18 protein-coding genes are annotated in these 18,349 nt (G+C 46.7%); 6 read left to right on the top strand and 12 right to left on the bottom strand.

Annotated elements, in window-relative coordinates; all coding sequences use genetic code 11:
- The first annotated feature begins 67 nt into the window (after positions 1–67).
- The 4 genes from BN6465_RS02200 (at position 68) to BN6465_RS02185 (ending at position 4,293) form a co-directional block, all read left to right on the top strand.
- Positions 68–799, top strand: a complete 732-nt coding sequence (locus tag BN6465_RS02200) for a DUF5058 family protein (RefSeq protein WP_066731299.1) — start codon at positions 68–70, stop codon at positions 797–799.
- Between the two features lie 24 nt (positions 800–823).
- Entirely contained in the window at positions 824–1,534 is a 711-nt protein-coding gene (locus BN6465_RS02195; protein ID WP_066731298.1) for a hypothetical protein, read from the top strand.
- Between the two features lie 22 nt (positions 1,535–1,556).
- Positions 1,557–2,738, top strand: coding sequence for a M20 metallopeptidase family protein (locus BN6465_RS02190; RefSeq protein ID WP_066731297.1), 1,182 nt, complete (start codon positions 1,557–1,559; stop codon positions 2,736–2,738).
- Between the two features lie 205 nt (positions 2,739–2,943).
- Positions 2,944–4,293 (top strand): MATE family efflux transporter, encoded by a 1,350-nt coding sequence (locus BN6465_RS02185; protein ID WP_066731295.1) that lies wholly within the window; start codon positions 2,944–2,946, stop codon positions 4,291–4,293.
- Positions 4,294–4,384: 91 nt separating this feature from the next.
- On the opposite strand, the gene yihA is transcribed toward BN6465_RS02185, so the two are convergent.
- From yihA to BN6465_RS02150, 7 genes are all read right to left on the bottom strand, one after another.
- Positions 4,385–4,969: a ribosome biogenesis GTP-binding protein YihA/YsxC gene (gene yihA / locus BN6465_RS02180; protein WP_066731293.1), complete on the bottom strand. Its 585-nt coding sequence runs from the start codon at positions 4,967–4,969 to the stop codon at positions 4,385–4,387.
- A 14-nt stretch (positions 4,970–4,983) separates the two neighbouring features.
- Entirely contained in the window at positions 4,984–7,317 is a 2,334-nt protein-coding gene (gene lon / locus BN6465_RS02175; protein WP_066731291.1) for an endopeptidase La, read from the bottom strand.
- Between the two features lie 132 nt (positions 7,318–7,449).
- Positions 7,450–8,700, bottom strand: a complete 1,251-nt coding sequence (gene clpX, locus BN6465_RS02170) for an ATP-dependent Clp protease ATP-binding subunit ClpX (RefSeq protein ID WP_066731289.1) — start codon at positions 8,698–8,700, stop codon at positions 7,450–7,452.
- A 63-nt stretch (positions 8,701–8,763) separates the two neighbouring features.
- Positions 8,764–9,345, bottom strand: coding sequence for an ATP-dependent Clp endopeptidase proteolytic subunit ClpP (clpP, locus tag BN6465_RS02165; protein WP_066731287.1), 582 nt, complete (start codon positions 9,343–9,345; stop codon positions 8,764–8,766).
- Positions 9,346–9,377: 32 nt separating this feature from the next.
- On the bottom strand, positions 9,378–10,664 hold the full coding sequence (gene tig, locus BN6465_RS02160; RefSeq protein WP_066731285.1) for a trigger factor: 1,287 nt from the start codon (positions 10,662–10,664) through the stop codon (positions 9,378–9,380).
- Between the two features lie 84 nt (positions 10,665–10,748).
- Positions 10,749–11,420 carry a hypothetical protein gene (locus tag BN6465_RS02155; protein ID WP_066731283.1) on the bottom strand — a complete coding sequence of 224 codons (672 nt, stop codon included), beginning with the start codon at positions 11,418–11,420 and terminating at the stop codon, positions 10,749–10,751.
- A 16-nt stretch (positions 11,421–11,436) separates the two neighbouring features.
- On the bottom strand, positions 11,437–11,991 hold the full coding sequence (locus tag BN6465_RS02150; RefSeq protein ID WP_066731282.1) for a DJ-1 family glyoxalase III: 555 nt from the start codon (positions 11,989–11,991) through the stop codon (positions 11,437–11,439).
- A 124-nt stretch (positions 11,992–12,115) separates the two neighbouring features.
- Between BN6465_RS02150 and BN6465_RS02145 the strand changes: the two genes are divergently transcribed.
- Together BN6465_RS02145 and BN6465_RS02140 are read left to right on the top strand one after the other, a co-directional pair.
- Complete coding sequence (locus BN6465_RS02145; RefSeq protein ID WP_066731280.1) at positions 12,116–12,565, top strand: CYTH domain-containing protein; 450 nt, start codon at positions 12,116–12,118, stop codon at positions 12,563–12,565.
- A 119-nt stretch (positions 12,566–12,684) separates the two neighbouring features.
- Entirely contained in the window at positions 12,685–13,062 is a 378-nt protein-coding gene (locus BN6465_RS02140; RefSeq protein WP_066731278.1) for a helix-turn-helix domain-containing protein, read from the top strand.
- Between the two features lie 40 nt (positions 13,063–13,102).
- Here BN6465_RS02140 and BN6465_RS02135 read toward each other — a convergent pair whose 3' ends face one another.
- From BN6465_RS02135 to prfB, 5 genes are all read right to left on the bottom strand, one after another.
- Positions 13,103–14,311 carry an aspartate kinase gene (locus tag BN6465_RS02135; protein ID WP_066731276.1) on the bottom strand — a complete coding sequence of 403 codons (1,209 nt, stop codon included), beginning with the start codon at positions 14,309–14,311 and terminating at the stop codon, positions 13,103–13,105.
- Between the two features lie 9 nt (positions 14,312–14,320).
- Complete coding sequence (locus BN6465_RS02130; protein WP_066731274.1) at positions 14,321–15,523, bottom strand: cofactor-independent phosphoglycerate mutase; 1,203 nt, start codon at positions 15,521–15,523, stop codon at positions 14,321–14,323.
- 32 nt (positions 15,524–15,555) lie between these two features.
- Positions 15,556–16,767, bottom strand: a complete 1,212-nt coding sequence (locus BN6465_RS02125) for a homoserine dehydrogenase (RefSeq protein ID WP_066731268.1) — start codon at positions 16,765–16,767, stop codon at positions 15,556–15,558.
- A 5-nt stretch (positions 16,768–16,772) separates the two neighbouring features.
- Positions 16,773–17,213 (bottom strand): ACT domain-containing protein, encoded by a 441-nt coding sequence (locus tag BN6465_RS02120; RefSeq protein ID WP_082891566.1) that lies wholly within the window; start codon positions 17,211–17,213, stop codon positions 16,773–16,775.
- Positions 17,206–18,316, bottom strand: a protein-coding gene (gene prfB / locus BN6465_RS02115) for a peptide chain release factor 2 (RefSeq protein ID WP_154670176.1) whose coding sequence is annotated in 2 segments (ribosomal slippage) — positions 17,206–18,240 and positions 18,242–18,316 — 1,110 coding nt in all. Because the reading frame shifts where the segments join, the coding sequence is not laid out codon by codon here. Before prfB ends, BN6465_RS02120 begins: the two co-directional genes overlap by 8 nt.
- Positions 18,317–18,349: the final 33 nt, after the last annotated feature.

The following is an 18,349-nucleotide window of genomic DNA, read 5'->3' as shown; positions in this document are numbered from 1 at the left end:
TCAGGCGAATGCAAGAATTGTGAAGGAGAAACTAAAAGAGAAAAAATCACATCTCAAAGGAGGCCCTATGAAAAACTATCTGTCAATAGCAAACTCACCAGTTATGTTTTTTGTCTGTTCCATTGTTATACTCTACGTCTTCATCCAGTCTTTCGTCTTTATGAGGCGTGCCTGGAAACGTGGCAAAGAAATCGGGCTGTCAACGCAGGTAATGAAGAGCACTATTCTTGGCAGCGGGCTTTTTTCCGTTGTTCCCAGCATACCAATCCTAATTATACTGGTTATGCTGATGTCCGTACTGGGAAATTATTTTCCTTGGCTGCGTTTATCCGTAATCGGCTCCAGCTCCTATGAAAATGTGGCAGCCAATATCGCCGCGCGTTCATTCGGACTCCTGTCATACACCGACAGCGGATACAATGCCTCTATCTTTGTCAGCACTATGTGGGCAATGTCCATCTGCATCCTCTACGAGCCACTGCTTGTAGTCTTCGGCAAAAAAAGCCTCGACCGCGGCATGACCAGCCTGCGCAAGCATAAGCCTGTTGTCTACACGCTTCTGATCGACGGCATTTTTATCGCTATGATGGGATGGTTCTGTGCACCATATTTAACTTACTGGACGGAAAAACCGGAGCAGATTCTTGCCTTGGTTGCCCTTATCACCGCCGGAATATCTGCACTTGTACTGAATTGGCTGGCTAAAAAAACAGGACGGCATTTTTTTATGGAAATGTCTTTTCCGGGCGGTATGCTGATTGGTATGCTCGGCTCTTACATCGCCAATCTGTTCCTGTAAATCTTTTTATGAAGGAGGAAAATAATGAAAAATAAAGATACGAATAAAAGCGAAGCTTACCTCAATACGACGCACCGTCTCGGCAAAATCAGCACTGTCATCGCGATTTTACTGATTCTCATGGTTCCTACCGTCATAACAGCCGTTTACGGCAAGGATATCGAATTCGACATTCCTAAAACAGTAAGCGCAATCGTTACTTTAACAGCAATTTATGGTGTAGTCAGCATAGTGGAGGTTGTCTCTTTCTCTCCATTTCTTGGCTCTGCCGGTACATACCTGTCTTTTATCACCGGTAACATTATGAATATGAAGCTGCCTGCTGCCACCAACGCGCTTCGTGTCAACGACATGGAACGCGGAACAGATGAAGGTGAAGTCATCACTACACTTGCCATCGGAGCATCCTCTATTGTCACCACACTCATCCTATTTCTGGGAATGCTCTTTCTGGGCAATCTGCTGGTGCCGATTATCACCGGCCCTGCCCTCGCGCCGGCTTTCAACAACGTAACGCCGGCTTTGACAGGCGCGCTGGCAGCCCCCTATTTTATGAAGAACAAAAAGCTATCCATACCCACCATCATAGCGGCTGTCCTGCTCTATCTCATTCTGGGCTACAGCTTTATGTCGGCAAACTACAGCTATTTTATGCTTGGATTCATCGTAGTCAGCTTCCTATGTTATCTAGGTATGTATAAAATTGGATTTATCAAGGAAGCGCCAAAAAAATAACTAGGATTAAGGAGAAGTCACTATGGAAAATCAATTATTAAAAGAAGCTCAGGCAATGCAGGCACAATTGAGCGAATGGCGCCGGGCGCTGCATCAAATCCCCGAACTTGGTCTGCACCTCCCCAAAACCGTAGACTTTGTCAAAGAGAAACTGACAGAAATGGAAATCGACTATCATGTCTATGAAGACAGTTCCTGTATCACCGCCTGCATCGGAAAAGGAAACAAATGCTTTTTACTGCGCAGCGATATGGATGGGCTCCCTATGCCGGAAGAGTCCGGTGTCTCTTTTGCCTCACAGAATGGCTGCATGCATTCCTGTGGACATGACCTGCATACCGCCACACTGCTCGGGGCCGCCAAGCTGCTCAAAGCACACGAAGAGGATTTGAGTGGAATCGTAAAGCTGTTCTTTCAATCCGGCGAGGAAATATTCGCCGGCGCATCGGCCGCGATTGAAGCCGGAATACTAGAAAAACCGACGGTGGACGCAGCCTTTGGAATGCATGTGGCTTCCGAGATGGCCAGCAATATCATCATCTACGGACCGCAGCCCATGTCATCCGTCTACGGCTTCAAAGTAACTCTGACAGGAAAAGGCGCTCATGGCTCAACGCCAAATCTGGGAATCGACCCTATCAACACGGGAGTCCACATATATCTTGGACTGCAGGAATTGATTGCACGGGAAGTCTCTTCCGCCGAGGAGGCCGCTCTTACAATCGGACGCTTTGTGTCAGGAACTGCCTCAAACATCATCCCCGAGCGGGCCATACTTGAAGGGACACTGCGTACCTTTAAACCAGAGGTGAGAGACAACCTCATACAGCGAATTCATGACGTCATCGACGCGGTCTGTAAGGCCTACCGAACTACCTATGAAATAGAAGTCTTGAGTGATGTGCCTGCCGTCACCTGTGACGCACAGATGGTAGACGCTTGTCTGAACAGCATTCACAGCCTCAGCGATTCTATTAAAACCTATCCGCTGTATCATGTAATGGGCTCCGAGGACTTTGCTTTTATCTGTGAGAAAGTTCCCTCCGCTTACTTCTGTCTGGGGGCAGGCGTGCCGGATAAGAGCAAATGGGTAGGACAGCACAATCCCAAGGTTTTATTTAATGATGACTGTCTGCCTTTAGGCGCCGCTGTCTACGCAAAATCTGCCATGGACTGGCTTGACGCCCACGCAGCAGATAAATAAGTATCCCCCCATCATGAATCAAAAACAGCATCGCCCTATGGTGGATTTTCCACTACAGGACGGTGCTGTCTTTTATTTTTCCCACACTTTATCGAGAAAATGAATGACCTTTCAGCAATACTGTGATATGATGCAGATAGGGATTGTACACTGGTCTAAACCGAGTCTACACAAATTATTATACAGAGCGAGAGGAACATATGTCATGAGAAAAGAGAAATCAAATACGAATCAGATAACGGAAGGTGTTATCTGGAAGCAATTACTTATCTTTTTCTTTCCTATTGTCATAGGAACTTTTTTTCAGCAGCTATATAATACGGTAGATGCCGTTATCGTCGGGCGTTTTATCGGCAAGCAGGCGCTGGCAAGTGTAGGAGGGTCGGCGGCGGTGCTCTCCAATTTAGTCATTGGATTTTTCACCGGACTTTCGGCCGGAGCAACGGTAATCATCTCCCAATATTTTGGTGCAAAAGATGAAGCGAATCTAAACAAGGGACTTCACACGGCATACGCTTTCTCAATTTTAGCAAGCGTGGTCATCTCCGTCGTGGGCTGGTTTTCCGCTCCTGCCCTTCTCACTATGATGAAAACACCGGCGGATGTATTGCCAGATTCTATTTTGTACCTGCGCATTTACTTTCTTGGCATTTTATTTGTACTGATTTATAATATGGGTTCCGGCATCATGCGTGCGATCGGTGATTCGAAACGCCCGCTCTACTATTTGATTGTATGCTGTTTCTTAAATATTGTACTGGACATTGTCATGGTACTGGTGTTCCATCTAGGTATTGCCGGAGTCGCAATTGCAACTATTATCGCACAGGCAGTGAGTGCTCTTCTGGTCACCTTCTCACTTATGCGCTCCTACGACATGTTGAAGCTGCGGCTAAAAGCCATAAAAATCCATCCCGATTTGCTGAAAGCAGAATTCCGCATCGGTCTTCCCAGCGGACTTCAATCATGCGCATACAGCATAACTAACATCATCATTCAGACATCTATCAACAATTTTGGGACAGACACAGCGGCGGCGTGGGCCGCCTTCGGAAAACTGGACGCTATCTTCTGGACGATATGTGGGGCCTTCGGAATCTCCATCACCACTTTTGCCGGTCAGAATTTCGGAGCAAAGCAGTATGCCCGTGTACGCAAAAGTGTACGCGTCTGTCTCTTAATGGCGCTGTCCATATGCGGGGCAATGGTCGTCTTCCTTATGATTGCCTGCCGTCCCCTTTACCATATATTCACCTCCGATCAGGCGGTCATCGACATCGGAGTATACATGCTCAAGTTGATTACACCGAGCTACCTTATCTACATATTCGTAGAAATATATTCCGGCGCCCTGCGGGGAATCGGAGATGTCCTGATACCGGCGCTGATTACCATGGGCGGTGTTCTGCTCGTGCGGATTCCATGGGTGCTTTTTGTCACACCTATGCGCAACGAGGTATCTACCCTGCTCTTCAGCTACCCTATGGCATGGTCAGCCACAGCGCTGCTGCTGATCCCTTACTACTTTTACCGCAAGAAAAAGGTGCTGGAATAAGGTAATGATTCTATTTACGACAAATGAAGAGCGTGAGCGGGAAGGCAGTACGCCCCCCCGTTCACGCTCTTCTTCTGTTGTAAACTAAATTCTATAAAAACTCTCTCTCGACCAATTCCCAAATCTCATCCCGTCCCTGCTTCGTCTCAGCCGAGAAGGGAATCACAGTGGTTCCGGGCAAAAGCTTCAATCCGTCCTTCACGGCCTTTAGCTGCTTCTGAATCTGGCTCCGCTTGATTTTATCAAGTTTCGTGGCAATGATAATCGGCTCAAATCCCTGACTGACAATCCAGTCATACATCAACTTGTCATTGGCAGACGGGTCATGCCTGATATCGATCAACAAGAACACCGCTTTTAACTGCTTGGAGCCGTGGAGATAACGCTCGATCAACTTTCCCCACTGCTCTTTTTCCTTCACCGAAACTTTTGCATAGCCATAGCCCGGCAAATCCACAAGATACAATTCCTCATTAATATTATAAAAATTGATTGTCTGGGTCTTCCCCGGCTTTGCCGAAGTCCGGGCATACGCCTTTCTATTCATCAATCCGTTAATTAAAGAAGATTTCCCTACATTCGATTTTCCTGCAAAAGCAATCTCCGGCATTTGGTTGTCGGGCAGTACGCTTGTAATTCCACATACTGTCTCTAGGTTTACATTTTTTATTACCATCTTTTATGTCCTCTCTATTTGGAGTCTGACGACCGGCCTTTGAGCGCCGCCTTCAACACCTCGTCCATCTGGGATACAAAGATTATCTCCAGACCCTTTGTGATTTCTGTGGAAATCTCTTCGATATCCTTTTCATTCTCTTTCGGAACCAGCACCGTCTTTATACCTGCGTTTTTCGCCGCCAGCAGCTTTTCCTTCAAGCCGCCGATGGGAAGCACTCTTCCCCGAAGTGTAATTTCCCCGGTCATAGCAATATCTGCCCGGGCTTTGCGTCCGGTGATTGCCGAAATCATAGCTGTAGCCATAGTTATACCTGCCGACGGACCGTCTTTCGGCACCGCGCCTTCCGGAATATGGATGTGAATATCATGCTCGTCAAAAAAGTTTTCCGGCACCTTGTATTTGCTGCTGATGGAGCGGATATAACTGATTCCGGTCTGTGCCGACTCTTTCATGACATCGCCAAGCTGTCCGGTAAGCATGATATCGCCTTTTCCCGGCATAACATTCACTTCGATCTGAAGCGTGTCTCCACCCACACTCGTCCACGCGAGGCCACGGACAATTCCTATCTCGTCTTCCGCGTTGGCCATCTGGTATGTAAACTTTTCTTTCCCCAAGTATTTCCAGAGATTCCGCTCCGTCACCTGTACTTTCTTTTTATTACTCTCGTATATTTCTCTTGCGGCTTTCCTGCATATATTGCCTATTTCCCTCTCAAGCTGACGAACACCGGCCTCTTTTGTATAATTGCGGGCCATCTTCCACACAGCGCCTTTGCTGATAGTTACTTGTTCTTTTGTCAGCCCATGGCGGGCAAGCTGCTTTGGTATAAGGTGGCGCTCCGCTATATGGAGCTTTTCATTCTCCGTATAACTGTTGACTTCAATTACCTCCATACGGTCAAGCAGCGGCCGTGGTATCGTCTGAAGCGTATTGGCAGTCGTCACAAAAGTTACCTCAGATAAATCCAGAGGCACTTCCAGATAGTGGTCGCGGAACTTATTGTTCTGCTCACTGTCCAATACCTCCAGCAGTGCAGAAAATGTATCCCCCTTATAGTCTGTGCTTACTTTGTCAATTTCATCCAGAAGCATCAAAGGATTCTTTATCCCGGCGCTTTTAATCCCGTTGGCAATACGCCCCGGCATGGCTCCTACATATGTTTTTCGATGTCCGCGGATTTCCGCCTCATCTCTTACACCGCCCAGAGAGATTCTGACATACGGCTTTTTCAATGCCTTCGCCAATGATTTTGCGATAGAAGTTTTCCCAGTTCCCGGCGGCCCCACAAGACAGAGAATCGGGCTGTCCCCTTTCTTTGTCAATGCACGGACTGCAAGATATTCCAGAATACGCTCCTTGACTTCCTCCAGTCCATAGTGTTCCGCCTCCAGAAGTTCCTTCGCGTATTTGATATCGGTAAAGTCATCAACCCGCTTATCCCAAGGCATCTCCAGCATTGTTTCAATATAGGTGCGGATAACGCCCGCCTCTGCCGGGCTCTGCATAGAACTTTTAAATCGATTGATTTCTTTCTTCAGTTTTTCTTTGATTTCGTCCGGGGCCTGCATTTCCGCTACAGACTGCTCAAATTCTTCTGCATCCGAAATCGTAGTATCCTCCCCCAGTTCCTCGCGAATCAGCTTCAACTGTTCCCTGAGAATGTACTCCCGCTGATGCTCGTCCACCCGCTCTTTCACCTTAATCTGAATCTCATCGCGGATATTCATGATCTGGACTTCATTTACCAGCTTAAAAGCCAGAAGTTCGTAGCGCTTCATAAAATCCGTTTCGTCTAAAATCTCCTGCAGCTCTGTATAGTGTATGGGGAGATTGGCAGAAACCTGATTCACCAGCTTCTTCAAATCTGTAATATCCTTGATTTGATTGGCCATATCTTTTGTCACCTTGGGATTTCTCATGGCATATTCAAGATACATATCTTTTAATCCCCGGACCATAGCTTCTTTATTGATGTCACCGGCAATCTCAGGTTCATCCTCTCCGATCACAGTGACATTCGCCCGCATATAAGGGTCGGTCACCTCTATGTTATCAAGAATCGCACGTTCTTCTCCCGCAACCAGCACACGCAGAATCTGACGTGGAAGCTTGAGAATCTGTTTGACCGTCGCGATTGTTCCCACTCGGTAGAGGTCGCTCTCCTCCGGGTTCTCCACCTCAATGTCCCTCTGCGTCACAAGCATAATCTTCTGCTCTTCCGCCATGGCTTCCTGTACCGCGTCAATTGACCGCTCTCTGCTGATGTCAAAATGAACCACCATTTCCGGAAGAATCGTCATTCCACGAAGTGCGACCATGGGAATACTTATCTTTTTCCTCATCTTGTAATCTCCTTCTGTAATTGAACAAAGTTTCCTACTGTTATAAGAAAAGGGTGCATCTGGTTTCCCCGTTTGCACCCGTTAATCTCTTTTCATAAACGCAGTTACATGCATCATCTCCTGCGAGGCTGATTATGCGCTCTGCGATTTTATATCTTCCTGCTCTGTTTCAGGGATTCCCTTGCCTAGAACCGCATCTTTGGTAATTTTGCAGTACTTAAGCTCCTCATCGGAAGGCGCACGGTACATGACATCCAGCATAACATTTTCCATGATGGCCCGAAGCCCTCTGGCCCCCGTCTTTCTTTTGAGGGAAGTCTCCGCAATTGCCTCCAATGCTTCCTTATCGAATTCCAGCGCCACATCATCCAGCTCCAAAAGCTTCTGGTATTGTTTGACGATAGCATTCTTGGGCTCTGTAAGAATGCGCATCAACGCTTCTTTATCCAGATGATTCAGTGAAACATTTACCGGGACACGTCCCACCAGCTCCGGAATCAATCCAAATTTGACTAAATCCTGCGGAAGAATCTGGTGAAGCAGGTGGTCGATGTCATATTCATGCTTCGCACCGATCTCCGCGCCAAAGCCGATAGACTTTCTGTCCACACGCTTTTCCACAATCTTGTCAATACCTTCAAAAGCTCCGCCGCAGATAAACAGGATATTGGTAGTGTCTATCTGAATCAGCTCTTGATGCGGGTGCTTTCTTCCTCCCTGAGGCGGAACGTTGGCCACAGTGCCCTCCAAAATTTTCAAAAGTGCCTGCTGTACGCCTTCTCCTGATACATCACGGGTTATGGACGGATTCTCAGATTTTCTTGTAATCTTATCAATTTCGTCGATATAAATAATTCCATATTCCGCCCGTTCCACATCACCGTCGGCCGCCTGAATAATTTTCAAAAGGATATTTTCCACATCCTCACCGACATAACCGGCCTCTGTCAAAGCAGTGGCATCGGCGATGGCAAAAGGCACATTAAGAATGCGGGCAAGGGACTGCGCTAAAAATGTCTTTCCGCATCCCGTAGGGCCCACCATGAGGATGTTGCTCTTCTGCAGCTCTACCCCCAAATCCTTCTCCGCCATAATTCTTTTATAATGATTATAGACAGCCACGGAAAGTACCTTTTTAGCCTCCTCCTGTCCGATTACATACTCATCCAGAAACGCCTTGATTTCTTCAGGCTTCAAAAGGTTGATATCGTCAAACTTTCCCGCGTCTTCATATTCTAATTCTTCTTCAATAATCTCTGCACAGACTTCAACGCACTCATCACAGATATAGGAACCATTCGGCCCGGCTATCATCTTACGCACCTGCGCCTGCGTCTTGTTACAGAACGAACATCTTACAATGTCTTCATTTCTACCTGCCATACTCTCACCTCATATTTTACACGTAAAGGGAATGTCCGGTTCTTCGGACACCCCCTTTCCTTTCTAACGGCTTACTACTACTTCGTCGATTAAACCATAAGCCTTTGCTTCTTCTGCAGTCTTCCAGTTATCTCTTTCCGTATCTGCCGCAATCGTCTCATATGACTGACCGGTATTCTGGGCCATCAGCTTATTCATGCGCTCTCTCACTTTTAAAATGTGTTTGGCATTGATTTCAATCTCTGTTGCCTGTCCCTGAGCGCCGCCGGATGGCTGATGAATCATAATCTCAGCATTAGGGAGTGCGAAACGTTTGCCTTTAGCTCCTCCTGCCAGCAGGAACGCGCCCATGCTGGCCGCCATCCCCATGCACATAGTGGAAACATCACATTTTATATAATTCATGGTATCATATATCCCCATACCCGCCGTGATAGAGCCGCCCGGGCTGTTGATATAGAACTGAATATCCTTTTCCGGGTCTTCTGCCTCCAAAAACAGCATCTGTGCAACTATAACGCTGGCTGAAGCATCATTCACCTCGGTGTCAAGGAAAATAATTCTTTCTTTTAAAAGTCTTGAATAAATGTCGTAAGAGCGTTCTCCACGGCTTGTCTGTTCAATGACATAAGGTACTAAACTCATGTACACGCCTCCTAATCTTGACTAACAATTATTTATTTTTCTACAGCATTCTCCACAACGAATGTAATCGCTTCCTGAACAGCCATATCCTGCTTCATCTGGTCTTTTTCTTTATCTCCCATGAACTCTTTCAGCTTATCGGCTTCCATCTGATATGCCTTTGCCATCTTAGCGATCTCTTCGTCGAGCTTTTCGTCAGATATCTCAATATTTTCTGCTTTTGCAACTGCCTCGAGAACCAGTCTCGTCTTGATGCGCTTCTCAGCCTGCGGACGCATCTCTTCCAGCATCTTCTCCGCAGTCATGCCTGTGAACTGCATATACTGCTCCATGCTCAAGCCCTGCTGCTGCAGTCTCTGTGCAAAGTCATCCACCATCTGTCTTGTCTGCGTATCAACCATAGCCTCCGGAATATCCATCTCGGAATTTGCAATGATAGCTTCCACCGCCTGATCTTCCTGAGCTCTCTTGCCTTCATTCGTCTTCTGCTCTTTGATTTTAACCTTGATATCTGCTTTATATTCATCTAATGTATCAAATTCAGAAACTTCGGAAGCAAACTCATCGTCAAGTTCCGGCAGCTCTTTTGCTTTGATTTCATGTACTGTACATTTGAACACGGCATCTTTGCCCTGAAGTTCTTCCGCCTGATATTCCTCCGGGAACGTAACCTTTACTTCCACTTCTTTTTCCGGTTCAGCTCCGATCAGCTGTTCTTCAAATCCCGGAATAAATGCGCCGGAACCGATAGTCAGCGGATAATTTTCTCCTTTGCCGCCCTCGAAAGCTACGCCGTCAACAAATCCTTCGAAGTCAAGAATAACTTCATCCTTATCCTGTACCGGGCGTCCTTCTACTGTGATTGTTCTCGCGTTCTTCTGCTGTTCTTCTTCTAATTTAGCATCTACTTCTTTTGCCGTTACACGGTTGGAAATCTTATCTACTTCCAGACCTTTGTACTGTCCAAGAGTCACTTCCGGTTTAACAGCCACTTCCGCTGTAAAGATAAATGCTTTTCCTTTTTCAATCTGTACAACATCAATCTTCGGCTGTGATACGATATCCAGCCCGCTCTCATCATAAGCTTTGGAATACGCTTCCGGAATCAATGCATTAGCGGCATCATCGTAAAAAATCTCCGGTCCGTACATCTTTTCAATCATCTGACGTGGAACTTTGCCTTTGCGGAATCCCGGGACACTGATTTTTCCTTTTTGCTTCTGGTATGCCTTCTGGAGCGCTCCCTCTAATTCTTCTGCTGAAACTTCTACTGTAAGTTTTGCCATATTGTGTTCTAACTTCTCAACTTGTAAACTCATTACCATTTCCTCCTAATATGCTATATGAGAAAAGTCGGGCAGACTTATCTACATTACACTCATTTTATTACTATAACACAGTTCTTACAGTTTATCAAGTTCTAAAATCTTCTCAATAAACGCGGCAATCTCCTCGTTATCCATAGTGACCTTGCTTCCCTTTCCTTTGGTGAGCGTGAAGGTAAACTCCTGCTTTCCGCCGTACTGTATGTCCAGATATGCGCTTTCCAAAAGCGTATAGGATTCGCTCATATAATCTAGAATCATCGCTGACTGAATCTCATCTTCCGTTCCGGTGTATCCTCCATTTTTCGCTTTCTCTTCTATCTCTGCCGATTTCTCCTTCAGCTTTGGAATAAAAGAAGTAAACACATCAGCCGGTTCATAGGTAACCGTCACCTCATAAGTATTTTTATCTTTTTTCTGAGCCTCTCCGACCTGATAATGCATAACAAGAAATATTTTCTTGATTATTTTTCCATAGGTCTCTGAAAATGCTTCCCCGGTGTCTACCCCTCCCGTGAGGTAACTCTGCACAAATGCATTGATACCGTCCTCATAAATCTGCTCCAGCCCGGATACTGCCGCTCCGGTCAGCCGGTGGGCTTCCTGTGTTTCACCCTGAAACGTAAGATCTAACTGCGCCTGCACATATCCCGACGCATCCACTTTGCTTCCCCCGCACGCTCTCAATCCCAGAATAACCACCAGCACAACTATGACCACAGCAATGCCGGCCGCCGCATATTTTTTCATTGATTTCCTGCCTCTCTTAGTTTCGTCTATATACAATTTTTTCAGCCGTCATATCGGCCGTCCTTTTATCCCTGAGAATCTCAATCAGCCGCAGGGAAAAATCAATGGCTGCCCCCATGCCTCTTCCGGTCGTTATGGCGCCGTCGGTAACGGCGCTCTCCCGCACGACCTCCGCTCCGGTCAGCCCATCTTCCATCGTCGGATAGCAGGTCGCCTTCATCCCTTTCAGAAGTCCCAGCGCTCCGAAGACCGTAGGCGCGGCACAGATAGCCGCCAGCTTCCTGCCTTCGCTGTTAAATGCCAGAATCTGTTCCTGCAGCCCTTTGTGAGCCTTTAAATAATCAGTCCCCGGCAGTCCCCCCGGAAGCACCAGCATCTCTGCAGTCGCAAAATCCGCCTCCTCGAATAGAATATCCGCTTCTACTTTAATGTGATGTGAACCTGTAATCTCTTTCCTTCCCATGATGGATACAGTTTGGACCCGTATATCCGCCCTTCTCAACAGATCCACTACTGTCAAGCCTTCAATCTCCTCAAAGCCATCTGCCAAAAACACGTAAACTTCACTCATGATTTATTGTACCATCCTTTCCACGCTTAATTAATATGTTGATTCTATCAAAATCCTTTGCACTTGTAAACTCTTGTATAATTTCTTATACTATTAGTAAATACTATAGCAAGGAGTAGAAATTATGGAAATCGAACGTAAATACCTCATTCATTCTATCCCCTTCCGTCTGGACGACTACCCTCACCGTTCCCTTGAACAAGGTTATCTGTCCACAGAGCCAGTGGTGCGGGTGCGGAAAGATGATGATAGCTATGTTCTGACTTACAAGTCCAAGGGCTTTCTTGTAAGAGAAGAATATAATCTTCCCCTGACAAAAGAATCTTACGAACACCTGCGGGAGAAAATTGACGGCCGCCTGATTCAAAAGGAGCGGTATTGTATCCCGTTTGCAGATAATCTTACAATTGAACTGGATATTTTCAAAGGAGACTTATCGCCTCTTGTGATGGCTGAAGTGGAGTTCCAAAGCGAAACATCTGCCAGTGAATTCCAGCCTCCTTCCTGGTTTGGCGAGGAAGTCACCTATTCTCAAAAGTACCATAACAGTATGTTAAGCCGGGAAATACCGTAACTAATTTGTTGCCACCAATGTATATGTTGCGTTTCGTTGCCTGTCGCCACTTTTGTTATAAAAACTGATATACTGTATTGGTGTGAGAGGGTAATTTTACAGGGAACGGAGGTACAGCGATGCCCAACATTCAATTGTCAAAGAATTTGCGCACGCTTCGCAAGATGCACCATCTGACTCAAGCTCATTTGAGTGCAATATTGAATATTTCAAGACAAGCCTATTCAAATTATGAGAATAGCAAGCGTACGCCTGACTTAGATTCTTTGATTCACTTGTCCCGTCTCTATAATGTAACGCTAGACCATTTGGTTAATCGTAACATTGGTGGCTCATCAGCGGAGGATCCACTGCCGGATCTGCCGGCTATCGACATTACGACAAAGCATACTTTATATCTTACAGACGATGAGACTCACTTAATTATGAAATATCGCGATTTACCACCGGATAGCAGGAAAATCGTAGTTGGTTTTCTTGAATCTCAGGTAAAATGAAAGAGGCTCTGAACTGATCAGAGCCTTTTATATATTAGCATTAATCTTCTAGGCCAAAGCCATCATGAACAGCTACCAGCGCATTGTCTGCGTCTTTTTCATCAATCAGCACGGTGATGCGGATTTCAGAAGTAGAAATCATGTTTATATTAATATTTGAATTACAAAGTGACTCGAACATGGTGGCTGCGACACCCGGATTGCTCAGCATGCCCGCGCCCACAATTGAAATCTTTGCCACCTTCTCATCATGAGTAATATCTTTAATAGTCAGTGCCTGCTTTCTTTCTTCCAGCACCGCAAGCGCCTCTTTCAAATCGTCCTGAGAGACAGTGAATGAAATATCCTTCGTTCCTTCCCTTCCTACAGACTGAAGAATAATATCCACGTTTATATTGTTTCTGGACAGTGTATTAAATATTTTAAAAGCAATTCCCGGCTTATCTTCCACACCGATCACAGAAATTCTTGCTGTATTTTTGTCCGCCGCAACGCCGGTAATTAACATCTTCTCCACTTTCACTACCTCCTTGACTACGGTTCCCTCTTCTGTATTTAAGCTGGAACGTACTACCAGTTCTACTCCATATTTTTTTGCCATCTCTACAGAACGGTTATGCAGGACTTTTGCCCCCGATGTGGCAAGCTCCAGCATCTCGTCGTATGTAATTTCTTCAATCTTTCTGGCATTTTTTACTACCCGTGGATCCGCCGTATACACTCCCTCCACATCTGTATATATCTCGCACTGGTCCGCATGGAGCACCGCTGCCAGCGCGACCGCAGTTGTATCTGAGCCGCCTCGTCCAAGGGTCGTGTAATCATCGTATTTGTTCACCCCTTGAAATCCAGTCACGATCACGACCTTACGGTTGCCAAGCTCATGCTGAATCCTATCCGTGTCTATCCGTTTGAACCGGGCATTTCCGTTTCTTGATGTGGAATGCATCTGAACTTGAAACGCGTTCAAGGATATAGCAGGTATATTCATCGCCTGAAGGGCCATGGCCATAAGCGAAACCGATATCTGCTCCCCTGTCGTAAGCAGCATATCCAGCTCTCTTTTTGACGCATTGGGATTAATATCCTCCGCTTTATCCAGAAGCTCATCCGTCGTGTCCCCCATAGCTGACAGCACGACGACCACGTCATTCCCCTTCTGATATTCTTCTGCGCAGCGTCCTGCTACATTGAAAATTCGTTCTTTATTCGCAACGGAGCTGCCTCCAAATTTTTTCACTACCAGCATAACTTCCTCCTAATCGCCCAGCAGATGTTCTATGAGACGATATCCATCCTCCCACATAATTCCACTTATCTTTGCCTTCTTCTCGTTGTATGTCTCCTGTCCTTCCACTGCTTTTCTACTGTCGTAAAGCAGATAGGGAACAGGTTCTTTTGTATGCGTTCTGGCACAGATCGGCGTGGGGTGATCCGGGAGTATCAAAATCCGAAAATCCTCCCCTGCTTCTCCAAGTCCTTTTACCACATTCTTGATTACCTTTTCATCCAGCCACTCAATGGCCTGAATCTTATTTTCAACACTGCCTTGATGCCCCATCTCATCCGGCGCTTCCACATGGATATACGCAAAATCATATCCGTCATTGAGCAGTGCATTCAGAGCCGCCTTAGCCTTCCCATCGTAGTTCGTATAAAGGCCTCCATTGGCCCCTTCCACAAAGAGAGGCGTCATGCCGGCGCCCACAGCGATTCCCTTGAGCAGATCCACTGCCGATATCATAACCGCCTTTTTCCCTGTCTTTTCTAAAAAAGAAGACAAGGCCGGCCTTGTGCCCGCGCCCCAGAACCAGATGGAATTAGCGGGATGAAGTCCGTCCCGCCTACGCTTTAAGTTGACCGGATGATTCTCAAGTATATCGAAGCTTTTTTTCATCATCTCCAAAAGTACCGGGTCTTTTGGAAGATATGCTCCAATTCGTCTTGTCAAAATATCGTGAGGCGGCGTAAGTTCCAGAACCTCTCCTCCATGCTGAATCAGCAGATGACGATAGCTGGTCCCTGCATAGAAGTGGTAGCCTTCCCGGGCGAACTCCTTTTTCAGTGCCTCTAAAAGAATGACTGCATCCTCCGTGCTGATTTCATCCGAGCTATGGTCTATGATAATGCGGTCTTCATATGCACCCGCCTCTTCACTGAGTGTCACAAAATTGCACCTGAAAGCGACATCATCCGCCTTCATATCCACCCCGATGCTTAGTGCCTCAAGCGGCGAACGGCCGGTATAGTATACCTGCGGGTCATATCCGGCCACTGATAAGTTAGCCGTATCACTCCCCGGAGCCATTCCCTTCGGCACCATGCGGGCCATTCCTTGCTCCGACATTTTAGCCAGTCTATCCATAACCGGAGTTTTGGAAGCCTCCAGTGTGGTCATGCCTCCCAGCTGCCCGACAGGCTCCCCCGCCATTCCATCACCCAGTACGATAACATATTTCATCCAGTCCACCTCATCTTAAGCCCTATCGTTCACTACTCTACTCTTATCATATGCAGGATATTCCGATATGCATCTGCTTTTTCTTCATATCCCTTTTCGTCCATCATCGGCGTAATAAAACCAAACTCTCCGCTGAGCCCGCCGGCTTCCACAAATTCTACAGCGCCGAAATCCGAGCGCACACGCGCCTCGAGCGCTTCTCTCTCGCCTTCCATGCGGACAAAAAATCTTTTCACCGTGTCTTTGTAGCTCTCGAGCTCCAATTTATCCATGCTCCAAAAGTTCATAATATCTTTATCCGGGTTCTTCACCGCCGCGATCACATCCGCCACCACTGCGCTCGCAGTCGGCAGCTTCCCTGCGCCGCTTCCATAAAACATCGCGTCTCCCAGCATATTTCCTTTTACAAACACCGCATTAAACACATCATTTACACTGTACAGCGGATGCTCAGCCCCCACTAGAAACGGGGCAACCATTGCGGATAACTGGCTGCCTTCCCGCCTGCACTGTGCCAGAAGCTTAATATTCATGCCCAGCTTTCTGGCATAAGCCATATCTTCCGTAGTAATCTTTGTGATCCCCTCTGTATAGATATCTTGAAAATCAACCATTTTACCGGAAATAATAGAAGAAAGTATGGCAATCTTCCGGCAGGCATCATGCCCCTCCACATCAGCCGTCGGGTCTGCCTCCGCATACCCATTGGCCTGAGCTTCCTTGAGCACCGTCTGATAGTCGGCGCCTTCATAGAACATTTTTGTCATCATATAATTAGTAGTACCATTTAAAATACCTGTAATTTCTTCTATCTCATCTGCCGTCAAAGAAGAGCCGAGAGCGCGTAAAATAGGAATGCCTCCGCCCACACTGGCTTCGAACAGGAAATTCACTCCCTGTTCCCTCGCCACAGCCAGCAGCTGGGCTCCCGTCTTTGCCACCAATGCTTTGTTGGATGTGACCACATGCTTGCCCGCAAGCAACGCTTTTTTCACAAAAGTATTGGCCGGCTCCACTCCGCCCATCACCTCGACCACGACCTCAATCTCATCATCGGTCAGAATCAAGTCGTAATCATGTACAATTTTTTCCTGAATTTTATCTCCGGGGAAGTCCCTGAGATCCAACACATATTTAACTTCAATTTCTTTCCCGGCACGCGCCTTGATGAGCTCTTTGTTCACATCCAGAACTTCCACGACACCGGAGCCTACCGTCCCATAACCCAATACTGCTATTTTCATCCTCATTACTCCCTGCCTACTATTTTCAGATAATAAACGCCTGTGTTTTCTTCCAGCTCCTCCACAAGTTCCGACATATTGCCTGTTGTAGAGAGAACTTCCACGCTGATTGTCAGGGTGGCTATACCGTTGATTGGAATACTCTGATGAATCGTCAGAATATTAGCCCCATAATCGGCCACCTTGCCCAGCAGCTTCGCCATCAGGCCCGGTGTGTCATCCATCTGGATGACCATGGTAACGTTCTGTCCTTTCTCATTCTCATGAAATGGAAAAATATCATCCTTATACTTATAAAAAGAACTTCTGCTGATTCCGATCTGGTCTGTTGCTTCCTGAATAGTCATCCCTCTGTTCGTCGCTAACAGACGCTTTGTCTCTACTACCTTTAACAGCACTTCCGGAACCGCCTTCTTTTTCAGCACAAAATACTTGGTATTATCCATGATTGCTCCTTTGCTTCAGATACGCATTAATAAATCCGTCCAGTTCGCCGTCAAGCACGGCATTCACATTACCGTTTTCCACATTAGTCCTGTGATCCTTCACCAGAGTGTAGGGCTGCATGACGTACGACCGTATCTGGCTCCCGAAATTAATATCCCGGACTTCGCCCCGGATACCGGAAACCATCTCTTCCTGCTCCTGCTTTTTCAGCAGATAAAGCTTTGCTTTCAGCATCTGCATCGCTTTGTCCTTGTTAAACAACTGCGAACGTTCATTTTGGCATTGCACCACTATCCCGGTGGGAAGGTGGGTAATCCGCACAGCCGACGAGGTCTTGTTGATATGCTGGCCTCCCGCGCCGCTGGAGCGGTAAGTGTCAATTTTCAAATCATCGTCGTTGATTTCGATATCGATTTCATCCTCTATATCCGGAATCACATCACAGGACGCAAAGGACGTCTGCCGCTTGCCGGCCGAATTAAAGGGTGATATCCGCACAAGCCGGTGCACTCCCTTCTCGGACTGGAAATACCCATAAGCATTCTCCCCATTCACTTCAAACGTAATGGCCTTAAGTCCTGTAATGTCACCATCCTGATAGTCCAGCACTGTGAGGGAAAATCCTTTTGCAAACGCATAGCGTGTATACATTCTATAGAGCATATTCGCCCAATCGCAGCTTTCCGTTCCGCCTGCACCGGCGTGCAGAGTGACAATCGCATTGCAGCGGTCGTATTCTCCCGAAAGCAATGTCTGGATTCGAAAGTCTTCAAAATTCTTTTCAAACTCCTCCAAATCCTTTTTGATTTCGGGAATCATATCCGCGTCCTCTTCCTCCTCGGCAAGCTCGATCAGCATCCCCATATCTTCATACGACGCAGTTAACCCGCCTACCGTTTTCAAAAAATCCTGCAGACTTTTCATCTCTTTCATGATTTTTTGAGATTCATCGGCATTATCCCAAAAGCCCGGTTCTTCTATCTTTCTTTCCAACTCTTCCAGCCGCTGCTCTTTTGCCGGTAAGTCAAAGTGAATCCCTCAATTCTTTCAGAGGTTCTTCGTACGCATTCAAAGTCATTTTATATCCGTCTAATTCAACCACATTCTCACCTCAAATCTTTTTTTCGGATAACGC

The organism is Bariatricus massiliensis, from assembly GCF_900086725.1.
Classification (GTDB): Bacteria; Bacillota; Clostridia; order Lachnospirales; family Lachnospiraceae; genus Allocoprococcus; species Allocoprococcus massiliensis.
Note: the sequence above shows the minus strand (reverse complement) of the source record. Positions and strands in the feature narration are given on the sequence as shown.